The organism is Streptomyces sp. NPDC060205, from assembly GCF_042728395.1.
GTDB lineage: Bacteria > Actinomycetota > Actinomycetes > Streptomycetales > Streptomycetaceae > Streptomyces.
Window position 1 is genome coordinate 1 of sequence record NZ_JBHWZP010000036.1, and the last position, 18440, is coordinate 18440.

The window sequence follows — 18440 nt, forward strand, 5'->3', positions numbered from 1 at the left end:
GGCGCGGGGAACTGCGCGGGCAACCCCCACGGCCCCGCAGCCGACAACGCCCCGGCCCCCGCCCCAAAGGGGCGCGGGGAACTGCGCGGCCAGCCGCCGCGCTCCTGCAGCCGACGATGTTCCCGGCCGGGGGCGCCCGCTCGGGGGCGCGGGGAACTGCGCGAGCAACCCCCACGCGGCCGCAGGCGACGATGCTGCTGGGCCGGGGCCCGTAAGGGGCGCGGGGAACGGCGCGGCCAGTCCGCGCGCTCCCGCAGCCGACGACGCCCGGGCAAGGGCCTGCCCGTAGGGGCGCCCTGCCAGGGGCGCGGGGAACTGCGCGGCCCGCCCCCACGGCCCCGCAGACGGCGACGGCCCGGCCACGGGCCCGGACGGGGCGCAGGCCGTGGCGGGTGCCGCGGGTGTCGGCGTCCCCACCCGCGGAGCGACCCGCGTCGGCGTCCCCACCCGCGGAGCGACCCCGTCGGGGCGGTCAGGCAGAATCGGTTGTATGACGACCCCGGACCACCAGCCACCCGCACCGGACACCCCGGATTCCCCGGAGCCCCAGTTCAAGGACAGGGTCTACCGGTCCCCCTCCGGTGTCGCGGGCGGCGCCCTGCTGCTCGCCATCGCGGCCTGGCTCGGCATCGACGCACTGGTCACGGGCGAGGGCCGCACCCCCTGGGTCGCGCTGGCCGCACTGCTCCTGCTGGTCCCCCTGGTCGCCGCCTTCACCCTGCGCCCCGCGGTCTACGCGAACGAGCAGCGCCTGCGCATCCGTAACCCCTTCCGGGTGATCACGCTGCCCTGGGGAACGGTCGAGGCGTTCCGGTCCGGCTACTCGAACGAGGTACTCGACAAGACAGGCACCAAGTACCAGGTCTGGGCCGTCCCGGTCTCCCTGCGGGCCCGCAACCGGGCGGCACGCAAGGAGGCCCGCGGCCAGACCCGCCCGGCCCGCCAGGCCCCGCACCCCACCCCGGCCGCCACCGGCCCCGTACGCGCCCAGGGCGACCAGATCATCGACGAACTGCGCGAACTGGTCGAGGCCCGCGGCAAGGACCCGCAAGCCCAGGGCGAGGTGTCGGTGCGCTGGGCCTACGAGGTCGTGGCCCCCGCGGCGGCCGGAGCCGTTCTGCTGGCGATCCTCCTGTCAGTGGCCTGATCCGCACCCCCTCCCGCCGCACTCCGCGCGTGGACGCTTGAGGCGGATGGCCACGCCCGCCCGTACGAGAGGGCGGCACCCGCATCGGGCGCCGGGACGTCCGCCGGCCTGGGCGGGCCGTTTCGCTCGCTACTGTCACCACCGGTGCCCGCGCCGGTGTCGGCACCGGCGTTTCCACGCGATCCAGGAGTGCATGTGTCGTACGACGAGCCGCTGCGACTGCCCGCGGCCGCGATACCCGACGACTGCCGGGACTGGACGGCCGGCCGGGCGGCGAACTGGTCGGCCGCGCTCCCGTCGCGCTGGACGTTCCTGCGGGTGCGCCGGTCGATCGCCGGCGCCGTGACCACCCTCGCGCTCTGCGCGGGCGCCTGGGCCGCGATGCTCGGCGGGCTGTGGCCGTTCGTCGCGGCGGGCTTCGCGGTGTACGTCCTGTGGGTGCTCGCACGCCCCGAACTGGTCTGGGCCGGAGCGCCCGCACTGCTCCTGGGGCTCGCGGTGCAGGCGTCGTCCCTGCCCTGGGCGGTGACCGCCGCAGGGGCGTTCGTCGTGGTGGCCTCCTGGGCCGCCGTCGCCGTACGCCTGCGGGCCCGAGGCGCCCAGCTGGAACAGGCCCTGGAGGCCGCCGGGGACGGCACGGCACAGGTCCCCGACGCCCACGCCCCGGTGCGGCGCGGCCGTTTCCTGCTCCCGCTCGGCCTCGTGGTGCTCGTGCTCGGCGTGCTCACCGGCGTCACCGCGCATCTGTGGGGCACGGTCGACGACCAGCGCGGCTCCTGGGTCATGGCCTTCTATCTGACGGGGCTCGGCCTGACCGCCCTGGTCTCGGCGTGGCTCGGCCGCCACCGGGCCGTCGCCCTGCGCCGCGCCCCGGCCCCCGTCCTGCGGGTCCTCGTACGCGACGACGCGCAGGGCACCACGGAGGTGTACGCGGCGGACGACCTCGCGGCGCTGCGCCCCCTGTTCACGGTGGAACTGACGTCGTACGACGGTGAGTCCGACGAGGACGAGGACGAGCACGAGCACGAGGGTGAGGACGAGGCGGACACCGCCGGTGCCGATACCGAAGCCGGGGCCGAAGAGCTGGAGCGGCTCCTCGACGCCGTCGACGACGACGTCCCCGGGCCGGTCCGCGAGGCCGTCCTCTTCGGGGCGCCCTTCGACGGCGCCGAGGTCGTGGTCCTCAGCGCCGACGAGGACCCGGACCAGCCGCCGCTGACGGAGTGGTCGGCGGGCCCGGTCCGCCCGTTGTCGCCGAGCGCGGGCGTGCGGCGCATCGCCAGGGAGAAGGCCCGCGAGGAGCAGAACCGCCAACTGGAGCGGCAGGCCAGGGAGTCGGTCGTGGACCGCGCGCCCGCCCCGGTGCGCCGCTGGCGTGCGGGCTGGCTGGACTGGGTGGCCGCCGCGCTGCTGGTGCAGTGGGGTGTCTGGCTCACCTGGGCCGGGTTCACCGAGGCCGAACTGCCGCCCTGGAAACTGGGCCTGGCCGCCGCGCTCGGCCTCTACGGAGCCGCCCGCGTCCCCGTGAAACTCGCCTGGCGCATCACCGCGGACCGCTCGGGCCTGTGGGTCACGGGGCTGCGCGGCCCCCGGCACGTCCCCTGGGACGACATCCGCTCCGTACGCCGCCGGTCCTTCGAGCTGAAGCTGCGCTGGCGGGGCGACGACTGGTCGGTCGCCGCGCCGCGCTGGGCGTGGTTCGAGCGCAGGCGCGGCCTGGTGCATCCGTACGACGCGCTGGCGGCCGAGCTTTCGGCCATGCGCAACGACCCGGCGCTGCGGCCCACCGGAGAGAGCACCACCCCCGAACGGGGCCGCCCGCTCTGGCCGCTGGCCGTCGTGCTCGCGCTGGTGTGGGCGGCGGTGCTGGTGGTGTGGGGCTGAGCCGGACGCGACGGGCACGGCGGGCAACCGCGGGGGCGCCGGTGGCGACCTGAGGGTGAAATCCCGTCCCCCACCGAGGGAGTTCACCGTGCGCAGACATCCGCACAGCCGACCGCCAAGCCGTCCGCCCGGCCGTCCGCACCGGCGCCCGGCGCGTCTGGTCACCGTCCTCGTCGCGCTCGTGGCGCTGGCGGCCTCGCCCCTCACCCGGGCCGCCCCGGCGAAGGCCGCCGACCAGTGGAACCCGCCCGCGAACCTGGTGCAGCCGCTGAACGAGGTGTGGAACCACGTCTCGACGACCTACCCGGACCTCTACGGCTTCCGCAACTACGGCTGGGACCAGGTCATGGCCAACCGGGGAAGCATCAACTACTGCGTCCGCTGGGAGTCCGACGCCCCGGTCAGCCCGGCTCTGCGGGACCAGATCCACGCCGCGCTGAAGAAACAGTTCGGCAAGTGGACGGCGGCCATGCTGGACAACGGCACGGGCCACAACGCCTGGCCGTACACCAGCGTGCCGGTCAACATCGTGGGCTGGGCGGTCAGGAACCGCTCCACCCTCCAGTGGACCGACACCTCCGTCGACGTCTACGCCGGGAACCTCGACAGCGGCGGCGCCCCGCAGTGCGCGCCCGACTGCGGCCGGTTCTTCCACCAGGACGGCAACTACTCGACGTGTCCGGGCGGTGCGGCCCGCCACTACGACCAGTCCCTCTGGCTGACCAAGGGCTTCCAGGGCGGCGCGGGCGGCGACTGGGGCCAGCGCGTCGGCCAGGAGTACTTCACCGGCGCCCTGTCCCAGGAGGACATCCACATCTATCTGCACGAGGTCGGCCACACCTTCGGCCTCGACGACTTCTACGACTGGACGCCGACGGGCCAGTGCTGCTTCCTCATGAACGCGGGCAGCGCCACGCAGATCACCGAGTTCGACAAGTGGATGTTCCGCGACTTCTGGCGCCACCTGAAGAGCCGGTACGGGCTCTGAGGCGCAGGGGGCCAGGAGTGAAGGGCTGGCGGACCGGCGCTCTTGGCGGCGCCGGTCCGTCACCCCGTTCAGATGCCGGCGGCGGCCGACAGATCCCGCTTGATCACCGCCAGCAGCTCCGCCGCCCTCGCGTGCGCCGCCGGGAGGCCGTCGCGGGTGCCCACCGGCACCACGACCTCCAGATAGCACTTCAGCTTCGGCTCCGTACCGCTGGGCCGGACGATGACACGGGCGCCGTCCAGCGTGTAGCGCAGGCCGTCCGTGGGCGGCAGCAGGTCCGTCCCCAGGGCGAGGTCCTCGGTCCTGGTGACGGACAGGCCCGCGAGACGCGTGGGCGGCTGCTCGCGCAGCCGGCGCATCGCGTCGGAGATGACGGACAGGTCGTCCACCCGGACGGACAACTGGTCCGTCGCGTGCAGCCCGTGCTCGACGGCGAGGTCGTCCAGCAGGTCGAGGAGCGTGCGCCCCTCCTCCTTCAGCTCCGAGGCCAGCTCCGTGATGGCCAGCGCCGCCGTGATGCCGTCCTTGTCCCGTACGCCGTCGGGGTCGACGCAGTAGCCGAGCGCCTCCTCGTAGCCGTACCGCAGGCCCTCCACCCTGGCGATCCACTTGAAGCCCGTCAGGGTCTCCTCGTACGCCAGACCCGCCTTCCCGGCGATGCGGCCGAGGAGGGAGGAGGAGACGATCGACTCCGCGAAGGTGCCGCGCGCGCCCCGGCGGACGAGGTGCGCGGCCAGGAGCGCGCCGACCTCGTCGCCGCGCAGCATGCGCCAGTCGCCGCCGTTCCCGCCGTCCCTGACGGCGGCGGCGCAACGGTCCGCGTCCGGGTCGTTCGCGATGATCAGGTCGGGGTCGCTCTCGCGGGCCGTCGCGAAGGCGAGGTCCATCGCGCCGGGCTCTTCCGGGTTCGGGAAGGCGACGGTCGGGAAGTCGGGGTCCGGCTCGGCCTGCTCGGCGACGAGGACGGGCGCGGGGAAGCCGGCCCGCTCGAAGGCGGCGAGCAGGGTCTGCGTGCCGACGCCGTGCAGGGCCGTGTAGACCGTGCGGGCGGTCCGCGGGGAGCCGGGGGCCAGGACCGCGTCCGTGCGCTCCAGATAGGCGTTCAGCACGCCCTCGTCGAGGGTCTCCCAGCCGGAGTCCGGACGCGGGACGTCGGCCAGGCGCGCGACCGCGGCGATCTCCGCTGCGATCTCGGCGTCCGCGGGGGGCACGATCTGGCTGCCGTCGCCGAGATACACCTTGTAGCCGTTGTCCCGCGGGGGGTTGTGGCTGGCCGTCACCTCGACGCCCGCGACCGCGCCCAGATGCCGTATGGCGTACGCGAGGACGGGCGTCGGGAGGGGGCGGGGGAGCACGGCGGCGCGCAGGCCCGCGCCCGTCATCACCGCGGCGGTGTCGCGGGCGAAGTCGGCGGACTTGTGGCGGGCGTCGTAGCCGATGACGACGAGGCCGTCCGTCTGGCCCTTCGCCTTCAGGTACGCGGCGAGGCCGGCGGCGGCGCGGATGACGACCGCGCGGTTCATCCGCATCGGGCCCGCGCCCAGTTCGCCGCGGAGGCCGGCCGTGCCGAACTGGAGGGTGCCGGAGAAGCGGGCGGTGAGTTCCGCGGTGTCCTGGGCGTCGATGAGCTTGGCGAGTTCCTCGCGGGTGTCCGTGTCGGGGTCCTCGGCCAGCCATGCCGTGGCCCGCGCGATGAGTTCGTCCTGCACGAGGGTCGACCTCTCTTCGTCGTCTTGCGTGGTTGTGTACCCCGGCCCAGGGTTTTCTCCGCCCCCGCCGCCCCTACCCGTTCCCGTCAACGACTCGGGGGCCAGCCCCCGAACCCCCGCTCCTCAAACGCCGGAGAGGCTAACTACTAGCCCGTCCGGCGTTTGAGGACGAGCGCGAAGCGCGACAGGGGGGCGAGGGGGCGAAGCCCCCATGCGTGGACGGGAACGGGTAGGGGCGGCGGGGGCGAGGAAAACGTCAGGCCAGGGCTCGGCCCAGGACGTACACCGCCGGCGCCGCCGCGGCGAGCGGCAGCGCCACGCCCGCCGTGAAGTGCACGAACTTCGACGGATAGTCATAGCTGGCGACCCGGTGCCCGACCAGGGCACAGACACCCGCCCCCGCCCCGAGCAACGCCCCACCCGCCCCCAGATCCGTCAGCCCGCCCAGCGCGACCCCCGCCCCCGCCGCCGCGAGCAACGCCACGACCACGGACGCAGCCGTCGGCAACGGCAGCGCCCGCGCCAGCACCGCCGCGGCGACCGCCACCCCGCCCACGACCACCGCGTCCGGCTCCGCCGCCAGGTACCCGGTCGCGATGATCGCGAGCGCCGCCGAGACGACCGTGGCCATCAGGCCGAGCATCCGCTCGTCGGCTCCGGCGTGGCTGCGCAGCTGGAGGACCAGGGTCAGCAGGACCCAGACGCCGAGGGTGCCGAGGATCGCGGCGGGCGCGTTCGAGCGCCCGGCGACGAGCAGGGCCGCGTCGGCGGCGAGCGCACCCGCGAAGGCGAGCGCGATGCCCTGCCGTGCGGGCCACATCCCGTTGAGCCGGAACCAGCCCGCCGCGGTGACCGCCTGGAGGATCACAAGCGGCACGACGAGCGCGTACTGCCCGAGTGCCGCCGCGCCGGCGAGCAGCAGTCCGAGGACCCCGGTCAGCACGGCCGGCTGTCCGCCGGGCTCGATGATCGGCGAACGTCCCTCGGCGCGGGCGCGCTGGGCGTCGGTGATCCGGGTGTTGCCGGTGACGGTCGCCGGACCGTAGCCGTTCCCGCCGTCGACGGGCGCGGCCGGGGGCGTGGGCGTGGGCGCGGCCACGGGGTTCCCGCCGACCGGAGCCTGCTGACCCGGCATGGGCTGCCCGACATTCCCGTACGGCTGCTGACCCCCGTACTGCTGCTGCGCCCCGTACGCCCCGTACGACGCCTCACCCGGACCCTGCTGCGGCAGATACGCCGTGTCCGCGGCCGGGGCGGCCGGAGCCGCCGGCCGGAGCGGGGGCTGGACCTGGGTCTCCCAGGTCTGGCCCTCCCACTGCTGGGTGTACTGCTGCTGCACGGCGGCCTCGTCGTACTGCTGCTGACCGGGCCACCCGGCCTGCGCCGCCTGCTGGGCCTGGTGGGCCTGCTCCTGGTACGGGTGGTATCCCTCGTAGGGAACCTGACCCTGATACCCCTGACCCTGGCCGCCCTGGCCCTGTCCCCGGTACGGACCCTCGTAAGGCCCCTCGTACGGCTGATCGCTCATCGTCCCGTCACCCTCCTGCGAACGGCGGGAGCACCTCGACCGTGCCGCCCTCGGCCAGCCGTACCGTCTCATGTCCGCGGGTACCCACGGGATCGCCGTCGATGAGGAACGAGCATCGCAGCAGCACCCGGGCGAGTTCGCCGGAGTGTCGTTCGCGTGCCGCGTCCAGCGCCTGCGCGAGGGTCTCCGCCTCGTACGGCTCCTCGGCGACTCCTGCCGCGGCCTTGGCGGCGGCCCAGTAACGCACTGTGCCCTGTGCCATCTGGTTCCTCGATCTTCGGTCAGCGGTGCAAGAAAACGGGTGACGGACCCCGTCAGGCTAGCCCGCGTGTGCCGCGGCCCATTGCCCGATGCGGGCCAGGAGTTCGTCGTCCGCCGCGTTCTCGGCGTGGCCCATGCCGCGCTCAAGCCACAGGTCCGCGTGGTCACCGGAGGCGGCGGCCAGCATCCGCGGATGGTCCAGCGGGAAATAGCCGTCCCGGTCGCCGTGGACGATCAGGAGAGGCGTGGGGGCGATGAGAGGGACCGATTCCACCGGGGAGGACGGGACCGGGTCCCATTCGCGGTGATGGATGCGGGTTCGCAGGCCGTAGCGGCCGACCGCCCGGCCCATCGGCCGCGTTACCAGCCAGTGCAGGCGCCGCATAGGGGCCGTACCACGGTAGTACCAACGGGCGGGTGCACTGACCGAAACCACCGCGTCCGAATGCGCTCCCGTGCGCCCCTCGTGCTCCTGATCGCTCTTCGGGTGCAGAGCCGCGTGCCGGAGCACCACCGAGCCGCCCATGGAGAAGCCGACGGTGACCACCCGGGTGTGACCGAGTTCTCTCGCCCACTGCACCGCCGCCGCCAGATCGAGCACCTCGCGGTCGCCGACCGTGGAGCGCCCACCGGAAGCGCCGTGTCCGCGAAAGGAGAAGGTGAGGACGGCCCCGTACCGCGCGAAGGCCGTCGCCGCCCGTCTGACGTGCGGACGCTCCAGATCGCCCGTGAACCCGTGCGCCACCACGATGACCAGGGCGGTTGCGGGCCCGGCCGCGTCGGATCCGGCAGATGTGCCGGACGTTTCGGACGTGTCCGATGTGTTCCTCGCGGGCTCGTACGCGGCGTCGATCGTCACTCCGTCGGCGGTGCGCAGAAACTTTCTCAGCACCCCTCGCGAAGATCTTTCCGAGGCACTTTCCGTACATCCACCCGCCGTCTCAGGTTCTGGACGAATGAAAGATCGCGTCACATGACCTGCCGGACCTTGGCTCATGTGGGCTATTCTCCTGGGCAGAGGACTCGGGCAGAGAAGCCCCCGGGTCCTTTTGCGCTTTCTGGAGCGTTGTATACGAACGCTGTATACGACGTTGAGCAGTGCCGAAAACGTCCTCGCAGGGACCGAGGAGGAACCAGACGTTATGGGCGAGCGAACCGTGCGTGACCGTAGGACGACCCAGGCAGGTGGGGTGCGATGAGTTCTCTGCTGCTCCTCACCAATGCCCTTCAGCCGTCGACGGAGGTGCTTCCCGCCCTCGGCCTCCTGCTGCACAACGTGCGCGTGGCCCCGGCGGAGGGGCCCGCACTCGTCGACACCCCAGGTGCCGACGTCATTCTCATCGACGGCCGGCGTGACCTCCCGCAGGTCCGCAGCCTCTGTCAGCTGCTGCGCTCCACCGGGCCCGGCTGTCCACTCGTGCTCGTCGTGACGGAGGGCGGCCTCGCGGCCGTCACCGCCGACTGGGGCATCGACGACGTGCTGCTCGACACCGCCGGTCCGGCGGAGGTCGAGGCGCGGCTGCGGCTGGCCATGGGCCGTCAGCAGATCGTCAACGACGACTCCCCCATGGAGATCCGCAACGGCGACCTCTCCGTGGACGAGGCGACCTACAGCGCCAAGCTCAAAGGCCGGGTCCTCGACCTCACCTTCAAGGAGTTCGAGCTCCTGAAGTACCTCGCCCAGCACCCGGGCCGCGTCTTCACGCGCGCCCAGCTGCTGCAGGAGGTATGGGGTTACGACTACTTCGGCGGTACGCGCACGGTCGACGTGCACGTACGGCGGCTGCGCGCGAAGCTCGGCCCCGAGCACGAGTCGCTGATCGGTACCGTCCGCAACGTCGGTTATCGATTCGTTACTCCGGAGAAGGTGGACCGGGCCGCGGACGAGGCGAAGGCCAAGGCCGCACAGCCAAAGCCGGAGGATGCGGACGAGACGGCGCACCTCGACGCGGCCGGTGCCGCGAAGGCCTCGGCGCAGGCTCCGGCGAAGGCGCAGGAAGAAGCCGTACGACCTGCCCAGCGGTAGGTCCATCCGCGTAGACTCCGCGCGTGGCCAAGGTGACTCGGGATGACGTGGCGCGACTGGCGGGTACCTCCACCGCCGTCGTCAGCTATGTCATCAACAACGGACCCCGGCCGGTTGCCCCGGCCACGCGCGAGCGTGTCCTCGCCGCGATCAAGGAGCTGGGGTACCGGCCCGACCGGGTCGCCCAGGCCATGGCTTCGCGGCGCACGGACCTCATAGGCCTGATCGTGCCGGACGCGCGCCAGCCCTTCTTCGGAGAGATGGCGCACGCGGTCGAACAGGCCGCGTCCGAGCGCGGAAAAATGGTGCTCGTCGGCAACTCCGACTACGTCGGCGAGCGCGAGGTCCACTATCTGCGGGCCTTTCTCGGTATGCGGGTCTCGGGGCTGATCCTCGTCAGCCACGCGCTGAACGATCTGGCCGCCGCCGAGATCGAGGCGTGGGACGCCCGGGTGGTGCTGCTGCACGAGCGGCCCGAGGCCATCGACGACGTCGCGGTCGTCACGGACGACGTGGGCGGGGCGCATCTCGCCACGAAGCATCTCCTTGAGCACGGGTACGCGTACGTGGCCTGTCTCGGCGGTGTCGCGGAGACCCCCACGGTCGGTGACCCGGTCTCCGACCACGTCGAGGGGTGGCGGCGGGCGATGCACGAGGCGGGGCGCTCGACGGAGGGTCGCCTCTTCGAGGCGCTCTACAACCGGTACGACGCGTACCAGGTGGGGCTGCGGCTGCTGGCCGGGCCCGATCGGCCGCCGGCGATCTTCTGCTCCACGGACGACCAGGCGATCGGGGTGCTGCGGGCTGCGCGGGAGCTGCGGATCGATGTGCCGGGGGAGTTGGCTGTCGCGGGGTTCGACGACATCAAGGAAGCGGCGTTGACGGATCCGCCGCTGACCACTATCGCCAGTGATCGGTCCGCGATGGCTCGGGCGGCCGTTGATCTTGTGCTTGATGACGGGCTTCGGGTTGCCGGGGCTCGGCGGGAGCGGTTGAAGTTGTTCCCGTCCTCCTTGGTCGTGCGGCGCAGCTGTGGGTGTTAGCTCCGCTGGGTGGGTCGTTCTTCGGCTGCGGGTGCGTCGTGGCTGGTCGCGCAGTTCCCCGCGCCCCTAAAAGCAAAAAGCAGGGCGCTGACCCTTACCCGAGTAGTAGAAGTCAGCGCCTGCCGGCGTTGGTTCTAGAACAGCAAGTTGTACTGGTTGAAGCCTGTGCCCAGGGTGGTGCGGGGGGCGAAGAGGTCCGTGGTCGCCTTGTTCGTGCCCTTGTAGAGCCAGAGCTTGCCCGCCGAGTCGCGGGTGATGACGTCCGCGATGCCGTCGCCGCTCACGTCGCCGCTGGAGACGTACGACGTGAAGTTCCAGCCGGTACGGGCCTTGATGCGGGTCGACCAGGGGGTCTTCTCCTTGCCCGTGCCGCGGTACAGCCACAGCGTGCCGTCCGTGGAGCGGACGAGCAGGTCGGGCTTGCCGTCGCCGGAGAGGTCGCCGTGGCCGAGGAGCTTCACGTTCTTCCAGGCGCCGCTGACGACCTTGACCTTGCCGTAGAACTGGCCGTTGCCGCGCCCCGGGTAGAGGTAGACCGAACCGTCGGCGTCCACCGCGACCAGGTCCGGGCGGGCGTCGCCCGTCAGGTCGCCGGGGATCGCGTACGACTTGTAGCCGCCCCACACCGAGCTGATCTGCATCCAGGCCCAGTCACCGACGGAGTGGTCCAGGTAGCTGCGGTACAGCTTGCCGTCGGTCTTGTCGCGGATGATCAGGTCCTGGTAGTAGTCCCGGTCAAGGTCAGCCTGCAGGGCCCAGCCGGCGCTCTGCCAGTTGGCACCCTGGTAGGCGCGCTGCGCGAGCCCCGTGCCCGTGCTGTTCTGCTGGAAGAGACCGCCGGAGGGCGTGCGCGCGAGCAGGTCGGCGCGGCCGTCGTACGACAGGTCCGCGTCGTCGATGCGCGGCTGAGCCGCCCAGATGTACGAGCTGACCTTGGTGAAGACCGGGTAGGCGCCCTTCGCGGTGCAGCCCGCGACGCCCCAGGAGACGATGCCGGCGATCTTGCCGCCGACGACCAGCGGGCCGCCGGAGTCACCGTTGCAGGGGCTGTTCGTGCCCTCGTCGGCGCCGCTCGCGGGGGTGCCCGCACAGGCCATCGAGCCGGCGATGAAGTAGTCCCCGTCGAGGACGGACGCCATCGCGCTCTTGCAGGTCGCGTCGGCGACGAGCGGCAGATTCGCCTTCTTCAGCTTCGTCGAGAGGGTGGCGTCGTCGGCGCCGGAGGTCAGACCCCAGCCGTAGACGGTGCCGGTGGTGCCGCTCTTGTAGAGCGCGCTGTCGTCGGACGCGGCCAGCCGCAGGGTCGGCCGGTCGAGCAGCGGAGTGTCCAGGGTGAGGACGGCGATGTCGTTCTGGGTGGTGTCCGCGTTGTAGCGCGGGTGCGTCCACTGGCGGAGCACGCCCGTGGCGGCGCCGTTCGTGTAGTCGTCGAGGTCGGTCGTGCCGGCCAGGACCGCGCCGTTGCCGACCCAGTCCAGGCCCGCGACGCAGTGGGCCGCGGTGAGGACCTTGTTCGGAGCGACGAGGGTGCCGCCGCAGAAGTAGCCGTCGCCGGTGGCCGGGTCGTAGTAGCCGAGCTGGACCATCCACGGGGCACTGGCGATGGTGGTCTCGCCGCCGCCGATGATGAACGGCGACTTCGCGGGCGAGGCGTCGTCCGGGGTCTCGCCGGTCGCCTTCGCGGCGTCGACGATCCGGTCGCGCAGTTCCTTCGCGGAGGCGGCCGGCTTCGCGGGCCGCGCCAGGCTCGTGTCGGGCAGTCCCCCGGCGGGGCCGTCCGCCGCGGTGGCCGGCTGGGCCGCGAGGACGCCGGCGCAAGCCAGCGCCAGCGCGAGGGCGGCCGCGGGGAACGCCGTGGCCCGGCGTCTCCAGCGGCTGCGCAGAGCAGGTATCACTCAGGGCTCCTGAGGTGGTGGGTGTGGACGCCCATGGCGGTGGTGTGTCCTGAACCCGCCAAGCCTGCGGCTCGCAAACCCCTCCGCACACGCGCTTCACAGCAGGCCGACAAGTGTTCGTCCGCCGCTTCCGTCACCTCACCGTGCGGCAACCCGCCGTTTCCCCGGTATCACGGGGCTCGGACGCCTTTATATCGGGCATACGAGGTTCTGTCGGGCTTCTCAGCGAGCACTCAGGGAGCTCTCATGGTCGGGCGACAGAGTCATACCCATGACCGAGAGCTTCCGCCGCAGCGGCGAGTACCCCCAGGGCGACCAGCAGCAGTCCGCGTACTCAGGACAGCCGTACGAGCAGTCGCACCACCAGCAGAACACCTCCCCCGTGAACCCGGAGTGGCCGCCTCCGCCGGCGTACCAGCCGGCCGCGGCCGTGGCCGGAGGCTCAACCGGAGCCGGAGCCGGAGGCGCGCAGGGCGACGCCCCCACCGCGCTCCTCACCGAGCCGGTGTCCGCAGCGCCCGCAGCGCCCCGCAAGCGCGCCAAGGGCCCGCTGGCCCTCCTCGCCGCCGTGGCGATAGCCGCCGCGGCCGTGGGCGGCGGTACCGCGTACGCCTTCCAGGAGCTGACCGGCAACGACACCGCGGCCGGCGGCGCGAGCAGCACCAGCGTCGTGGCCACCAGCAAGAAGGGCACGGTCGCCGGGGTCGCCGAGGCGGTCAGCCCGAGCATCGTCGAGATCAGCGCGACCTCGAACGCGGGCTCCTCCACCGGTTCCGGCGTGGTCATCACGACCGGCGGCGAGATCATCACCAACAACCACGTGATCTCCGGCGCCTCGCAGATCAAGGTGCAGCTGAGCAACGGCAAGTCGTACACCGCGAGCGTCGTCGGCACCGACAGCAAGAAGGACCTCGCGCTGATCAAGCTGGAGGACGCGCCGACGGGTCTGACGCCCGCGACGCTCGGCGACTCCGACGCCGTCAAGGTCGGTGACGAGGTCGTGGCGATCGGCTCCCCCGAGGGCCTGACCGGCACCGTCACCAGTGGCATCGTCTCCGCGCTCGACCGGGACGTCACCGTCTCCACGGACGAGAGCCAGGGCCAGCAGCAGCAACAGCAGGGCGGCGGCAGCGGGGGCAGCGGGCAGTGGCCGTTCGAGTTCGGCGGCCAGGAGTTCAACGGCGACACCGGCTCGTCCACGACGACGTACAAGGCGCTGCAGACCGACGCGTCCCTCAACCCGGGCAACTCCGGCGGCGCGCTGATCGACATGAGCGGCAACATCATCGGCATCAACTCCGCGATGTACTCGGCCGCCACGGACTCCTCGTCCTCGTCGAGCGCCGGCAGCGTCGGCCTCGGCTTCGCCATCCCCGTCAACACCGTCAAGGCCGACCTGGCCTCGCTGCGGTCCGGCGGCTCCGACAGCTGAGCCGCACCTGGGCCACTGCCCGGGCCCCGGCCGACCAGGGGCGCGGGGAACCGCGCGACCAGCCACGACGGCGCCGCACACGACCCCGCACGCGCCCCCGCACCACTCCGACCGCCCCACCCCAGACCCTGGAGGCCGTCATGCAGACCAAGCAGACCAAGCAGACCGAGCAGACCGAGCAGGCCAAGCAGATCAGCCATATCGGGCCGATCAAGTCCGTGCCCCACACCCTCGTCGGCGGCGACCCGTCCGGACTCGCCCTGGCCCTCGCGGTGGCCCACGAGCTGCACGCGCCGGCGCCCCGCGCACCCGAGATGGCCACCGCGCGGGCCCCGCGCGCCGCCGCCCGCCGCAGCGGGGCCGCGGCCCGCACCCGCCGTACCGTACGAGGCTGACCCCGGCCGTGCGCGGGCTCGGCGCCCGGCGGCTCTACGAGAACAGCCCTGAAACGTGCGAGGCTGAAAGCGCCCCGCCCCCGTCCCACCGCACCCGAGGAACTGACCGCGATGAGCCCCGCCGAAGGCGACCGTGAACCCCAGCGCATCCTGATCGTCGACGACGAGCCGGCCGTGCGCGAAGCACTCCAGCGCAGTCTCGCCTTCGAGGGGTACGGCACGGAGGTGGCCGTCGACGGCGCGGACGCGCTGGAGAAGTCCATCGCGTACCAGCCCGACCTGGTCGTCCTCGACATCCAGATGCCGCGCATGGACGGGCTGACCGCCGCCCGCCGGATGCGTGGCGCGGGCACGACGACACCGATCCTCATGCTGACCGCCCGCGACACGGTCGGCGACCGGGTCACCGGTCTCGACGCGGGCGCCGACGACTACCTGGTGAAGCCGTTCGAACTGGACGAGCTGTTCGCGCGGGTACGGGCGCTGCTGCGGCGCAGCTCGTACGCGGCCGCCGCGGTCGGCGCCCCGGCGGACGACGCGCTGACCTTCGGCGACCTGCGCATGGACCTCGCGACCCGTGAGGTCACGCGGGCCGGGCGGCCCGTCGAGCTGACCCGCACGGAGTTCACCCTGCTGGAGATGTTCCTGGCCCATCCGCGCCAGGTCCTCACGAGGGAGCAGATCCTGAAGGCGGTCTGGGGCTTCGACTTCGAGCCGTCGTCCAACTCGCTGGACGTGTACGTGATGTATCTCCGCCGCAAGACGGAGGCGGGCGGCGAGCCGCGTCTCGTGCACACGGTGCGGGGCGTGGGGTATGTCCTGCGGTCGGGCGGGGCGGAGTGAACAGGCTCGTACGCCGGTTCACCTCGCTGCCGATCCGGGCCCGGCTGTCCCTCCTGGTGGCGGCGGCGGTGGCGTTCGCGGTGGCGGCCGTCTCGGTGACCTGCTGGTTCATCGTGCAGGGGAAGCTGTACGACCAGGTCGACAACGACCTGAAGGCGGCTGCCACGCCGCAGCCGAACTCCCAGGTCGAGGCCGCCTTGGAGAACTGCACCCAGACACCGCTGCCGAAGAACGACGACTTCGGCGCCCGGGACATCTACTACCTGCAGCTGATCAAGGCGGACGGAACGCCCTGCGTCTCGGCGAACTCCGAAGGCACGGTCAAGGTCACCGGCGACGACACCGGCGTGATCGAGAACGCGGGCAGCACGGACGGGGTGTTCCGCAACGGAACCGACACCGACGGGAACGCCGTACGCATCCTGACGGTCCCCCTGACCGTCACCCAGGGCCCGAGCCGGCCGCAGCTCTACCCCGACACCGCCCTCCTCATCGCCGTGCCCCTCAAGAGCACCCAGGGCACCCTCAACGACCTGGCCCTCATCCTGCTCCTGGTCTCCGGTATCGGAGTCCTCGGCGCCGGCGCCGCGGGACTCGCGGTCGCCCGTGCCGGTCTGCGGCCCGTCGACAAGCTGACCGAGGCCGTCGAGCACGTGGCCCGTACCGAGGACCTGTCCGTGCGCATCCCCGTCGAGGACGACAGCGAGGACGAGATCGCCCGGCTCTCCCGGTCCTTCAACTCGATGACGGCGTCCCTCGCCAACTCGCGTGAGCTGCAGCAGCAGCTCATCGCCGACGCCGGTCACGAACTGCGCACCCCCCTCACCTCGCTGCGGACGAACATCGAACTGCTCACCCGCAGCGAGGAGACGGGCCGGCCCATCCCCCCGGCGGACCGCAAGGCGCTGCTCGCCTCGGTGAAGGCGCAGATGACCGAACTGGCCGTGCTCATCGGCGATCTGCAGACGCTGTCCCGGTCGGACGCGGGCACGCCGGCCGACCGGGTACAGGTGGTCGCGCTGCAGGACACCGTGGAGTCGGCCCTGCGCAGGGCCAGGCTGCGCGGCCCGGAGCTGACGATCACGGCGGACGTGCACCCGTGGTTCGTCCGGGCGGAGCCCACCGCGCTGGAGCGGGCCATCGTCAACATCCTCGACAACGCGGTGAAGTTCAGCCCCGGGGGCGGCGCGATCGACGTCACGCTCAGGGGCGGCGAACTGACCGTACGGGACCACGGTCCGGGCGTGCCCGCCGACGAACTCCCCCACGTCTTCGACCGCTTCTGGCGTTCCCCGAGCGCCCGCGCGCTCCCCGGCTCGGGCCTCGGCCTGTCCATCGTGGCGCGTACGGTCCAGGAGTCGGGCGGGGACGTGGCGCTGGGCCCGGCCCCGGGCGGCGGCACGGTCGCGACGATCCGCCTGCCAGGGGCCCCGACTCCGCCGCCCGCGCTGGACGGGGACTGACCAGGACCGGAAGCCGGGGGCCGGGGACCGACCGGGCCTCAGCCCGCCTGTGCCGGGGCCGACGGGGTCTCCTTCATCCCGTCGACGACGGCGCGGTTCTTGATGGCCATGGTGAAGTTCACCGTGCCGGGCTTGATCAGGACGCCCTCTTCCTTGAGCGGCTTCACCTGGACGTTGCGCGCGCCGAGGTAGACGTGGGTCTTCTTGTCGAAGATCCATTCCTCGCGCTGTCCGCTGGTCTCGTCCAGCCGGGCCACCGCCACGCCGTGCCGGCCGGCCGCGTCCACCGCGTCGTCGACGACGACCACGCCCGGGATCTTCGCGGCGGTCTCGAACAGCGCCGAGTAGAGCTCCGGGGGCGGGTAGCTCTCGGTGAGCAGGTCACCGATGGTGGTGAAGGCCTGCTGGTCGGGGGTGTTCCCCTGCCCCTTCGTCTCCTTGTAGATCTTGGCCAGCAGTGCGTCGGGGTCGGTGGTCAGCTCGGCCAGGTAGTCGTACGACGGGCTGCCCAGGTGCGCCTTCGGGGTGTTGCCCTGCTCGTCGGGCAGGGTCAGGGTCTCGCCCTCGGGGCTGTCGTTGACGGCGGGGTCGATCAGCCAGCCCTCGACGCCGTCCGCGGACTCCCAGATCTGCCGCTTGTGCAGTTCCTCGCCGACCAGGCTGCTCTTGTCGTCGACGGTCCTCACGTGGGTGTCGGCCACCACGGACTCGATGTAGATGAACTGGCCTGCCCGCACGGTCGGGTGGTCGCCCTCGGCCGCCGCAAGGGAGATCTGGTCCAGCAGCTGGGGCACGCCCTTCGTGGTCGCGGTACCGATGTCGGTGGTCAGGGCGGGTCCGGTGGCGACTCCGCTCTCCCGCACGCCTTCGCCGCCGCCGAAGGCCACGACCCCGGCGACGATCGCCGCGGACAGGCCGAACGCCATCGCGGGCAGCGTGATCGCGGGACGCGGCAGCCGCAGCCGCCGTGCCTTCGCCGGTGCGGCCGGGGCCGCCGTGCGCTCTTCCCGCTGTACTTGCTCGTGGATCTGGGCCATCAGACGCTCCCTGTGGAACTGGTGACGGCCCGACGGCAGGTCGCGCGCGGTACGGGACAGGAGCTGGGCGTCCTGCTCCCACTCGAAACGGGACCCGGACTCGGACTCGGCTGAGTCGTGGCGGGGCGTGTTCGCGTTCATCGGTTTCCCTCCTGTGCGGGCCGGATCGCTTGTGTGTGATCGCCTCTTGTCTGTCGGGCGGGGCGCGGCACTTCCCGATTTCCGCGAACTTTTCCGGCGGAGCCGGCGCCAAGTTGCTTCTCCGCGACGGCCCGCAGCTTCTTCCGGGCCCTGGAGAGACGGGAGGCGACCGTGCCGACGGGGATGCCGAGCGCCTCCGCCGCGGACTCGTAGTCCAGGCCCTCCCCCAGGCAGAGCGTGATGACCTCGCGCTCGGGTCTGCGCAGGGCGGCGAGCGCGGTCAGGGCGGTGGCGAGCCGCTGCCGGTCGTCGATCCGGCCCGCGACCTCGTCCGCGTGATCGGGCACGGCCGTCTCGGCCGCCGCGGCGGCGCTCGCGGCGCGCCGGTAACGGCGGTTGCTGCGGAACTGGTTGCGCGCGGTGTTGGTGGCGATGCCCAGCAGCCAGGGCCGCAGGGAGCCGCCCTCGGGATCGACCCGGTCCCTCAGCCGCCAGGCCTCCATGAAGGTCGACGCCATCACGTCCTCGGCGGTCGCCCAGTCCGCGGTCAGCCGGTAGGCGTGGTTGTACACGGCACGGGCGTACGCGTCGAAGAGCTCACCGAAGGCCCCCTGATCCCCGGCCCGCACCCGGGTTCGCATATGAGTG

General features: G+C 72.3%; 16 protein-coding genes. 9 read left to right on the forward strand and 7 right to left on the reverse strand.

The annotated features are described in order from the left end of the window. Positions 1–490 precede the first annotated feature (490 nt). The 3 genes from ACFWGJ_RS09140 (at position 491) to ACFWGJ_RS09150 (ending at position 4019) form a co-directional block, all read left to right on the forward strand. The gene (locus ACFWGJ_RS09140; RefSeq protein ID WP_387322040.1) at positions 491–1147 is read left to right on the forward strand and encodes a PH domain-containing protein; all 657 of its coding nucleotides are present in this window, start codon (positions 491–493) and stop codon (positions 1145–1147) included. Between the two features lie 195 nt (positions 1148–1342). After that, a complete protein-coding gene (locus tag ACFWGJ_RS09145; protein ID WP_387322042.1) occupies positions 1343–3031 on the forward strand; it encodes a hypothetical protein in 1689 nt (562 codons plus the stop codon). 88 nt (positions 3032–3119) lie between these two features. Then, positions 3120–4019 (forward strand): hypothetical protein, encoded by a 900-nt coding sequence (locus ACFWGJ_RS09150; RefSeq protein ID WP_387322044.1) that lies wholly within the window; start codon positions 3120–3122, stop codon positions 4017–4019. Between the two features lie 68 nt (positions 4020–4087). Here ACFWGJ_RS09150 and ACFWGJ_RS09155 read toward each other — a convergent pair whose 3' ends face one another. The 4 genes from ACFWGJ_RS09155 to ACFWGJ_RS09170 all read right to left on the reverse strand — a co-directional run bounded on the left by ACFWGJ_RS09155 (position 4088) and on the right by ACFWGJ_RS09170 (position 8514). Then, positions 4088–5728 (reverse strand): phospho-sugar mutase, encoded by a 1641-nt coding sequence (locus tag ACFWGJ_RS09155; RefSeq protein ID WP_387322045.1) that lies wholly within the window; start codon positions 5726–5728, stop codon positions 4088–4090. A gap of 256 nt (positions 5729–5984) precedes the next feature. Beyond that, positions 5985–7256 carry a hypothetical protein gene (locus ACFWGJ_RS09160; RefSeq protein WP_387322047.1) on the reverse strand — a complete coding sequence of 424 codons (1272 nt, stop codon included), beginning with the start codon at positions 7254–7256 and terminating at the stop codon, positions 5985–5987. Between the two features lie 7 nt (positions 7257–7263). After that, positions 7264–7518: a MoaD/ThiS family protein gene (locus ACFWGJ_RS09165; RefSeq protein WP_210881217.1), complete on the reverse strand. Its 255-nt coding sequence runs from the start codon at positions 7516–7518 to the stop codon at positions 7264–7266. A gap of 57 nt (positions 7519–7575) precedes the next feature. Then, a complete protein-coding gene (locus tag ACFWGJ_RS09170) occupies positions 7576–8514 on the reverse strand; it encodes an alpha/beta hydrolase (RefSeq protein ID WP_387322049.1) in 939 nt (312 codons plus the stop codon). A 198-nt stretch (positions 8515–8712) separates the two neighbouring features. Here ACFWGJ_RS09170 and ACFWGJ_RS09175 point away from each other — a divergent pair, with 198 nt between their 5' ends. After that, positions 8713–9543 carry a winged-helix domain-containing protein gene (locus ACFWGJ_RS09175; RefSeq protein WP_387322050.1) on the forward strand — a complete coding sequence of 277 codons (831 nt, stop codon included), beginning with the start codon at positions 8713–8715 and terminating at the stop codon, positions 9541–9543. Positions 9544–9566: 23 nt separating this feature from the next. Beyond that, on the forward strand, positions 9567–10586 hold the full coding sequence (locus tag ACFWGJ_RS09180) for a LacI family DNA-binding transcriptional regulator (protein WP_387322052.1): 1020 nt from the start codon (positions 9567–9569) through the stop codon (positions 10584–10586). A gap of 134 nt (positions 10587–10720) precedes the next feature. On the opposite strand, the gene ACFWGJ_RS09185 is transcribed toward ACFWGJ_RS09180, so the two are convergent. Then, positions 10721–12481 (reverse strand): trypsin-like serine protease, encoded by a 1761-nt coding sequence (locus ACFWGJ_RS09185; RefSeq protein WP_387322054.1) that lies wholly within the window; start codon positions 12479–12481, stop codon positions 10721–10723. Positions 12482–12752: 271 nt separating this feature from the next. Here ACFWGJ_RS09185 and ACFWGJ_RS09190 point away from each other — a divergent pair, with 271 nt between their 5' ends. The 4 genes from ACFWGJ_RS09190 to ACFWGJ_RS09205 all read left to right on the forward strand — a co-directional run bounded on the left by ACFWGJ_RS09190 (position 12753) and on the right by ACFWGJ_RS09205 (position 16614). Next, on the forward strand, positions 12753–13913 hold the full coding sequence (locus tag ACFWGJ_RS09190) for a S1C family serine protease (protein ID WP_387322057.1): 1161 nt from the start codon (positions 12753–12755) through the stop codon (positions 13911–13913). 140 nt (positions 13914–14053) lie between these two features. Next, positions 14054–14308 (forward strand): hypothetical protein, encoded by a 255-nt coding sequence (locus tag ACFWGJ_RS09195; RefSeq protein ID WP_387322059.1) that lies wholly within the window; start codon positions 14054–14056, stop codon positions 14306–14308. Between the two features lie 111 nt (positions 14309–14419). Beyond that, complete coding sequence (locus tag ACFWGJ_RS09200) at positions 14420–15151, forward strand: response regulator transcription factor (protein WP_384813573.1); 732 nt, start codon at positions 14420–14422, stop codon at positions 15149–15151. Further along, entirely contained in the window at positions 15148–16614 is a 1467-nt protein-coding gene (locus ACFWGJ_RS09205; RefSeq protein WP_387322062.1) for a sensor histidine kinase, read from the forward strand. The genes ACFWGJ_RS09200 and ACFWGJ_RS09205 overlap by 4 nt, the downstream gene beginning before the upstream one ends. 38 nt (positions 16615–16652) lie before the next feature. Here ACFWGJ_RS09205 and ACFWGJ_RS09210 read toward each other — a convergent pair whose 3' ends face one another. Beyond that, on the reverse strand, positions 16653–17792 hold the full coding sequence (locus ACFWGJ_RS09210; RefSeq protein WP_387322063.1) for a CU044_5270 family protein: 1140 nt from the start codon (positions 17790–17792) through the stop codon (positions 16653–16655). Further along, complete coding sequence (locus ACFWGJ_RS09215) at positions 17789–18433, reverse strand: RNA polymerase sigma factor (RefSeq protein ID WP_387322109.1); 645 nt, start codon at positions 18431–18433, stop codon at positions 17789–17791. Before ACFWGJ_RS09215 ends, ACFWGJ_RS09210 begins: the two co-directional genes overlap by 4 nt. Positions 18434–18440: the final 7 nt, after the last annotated feature.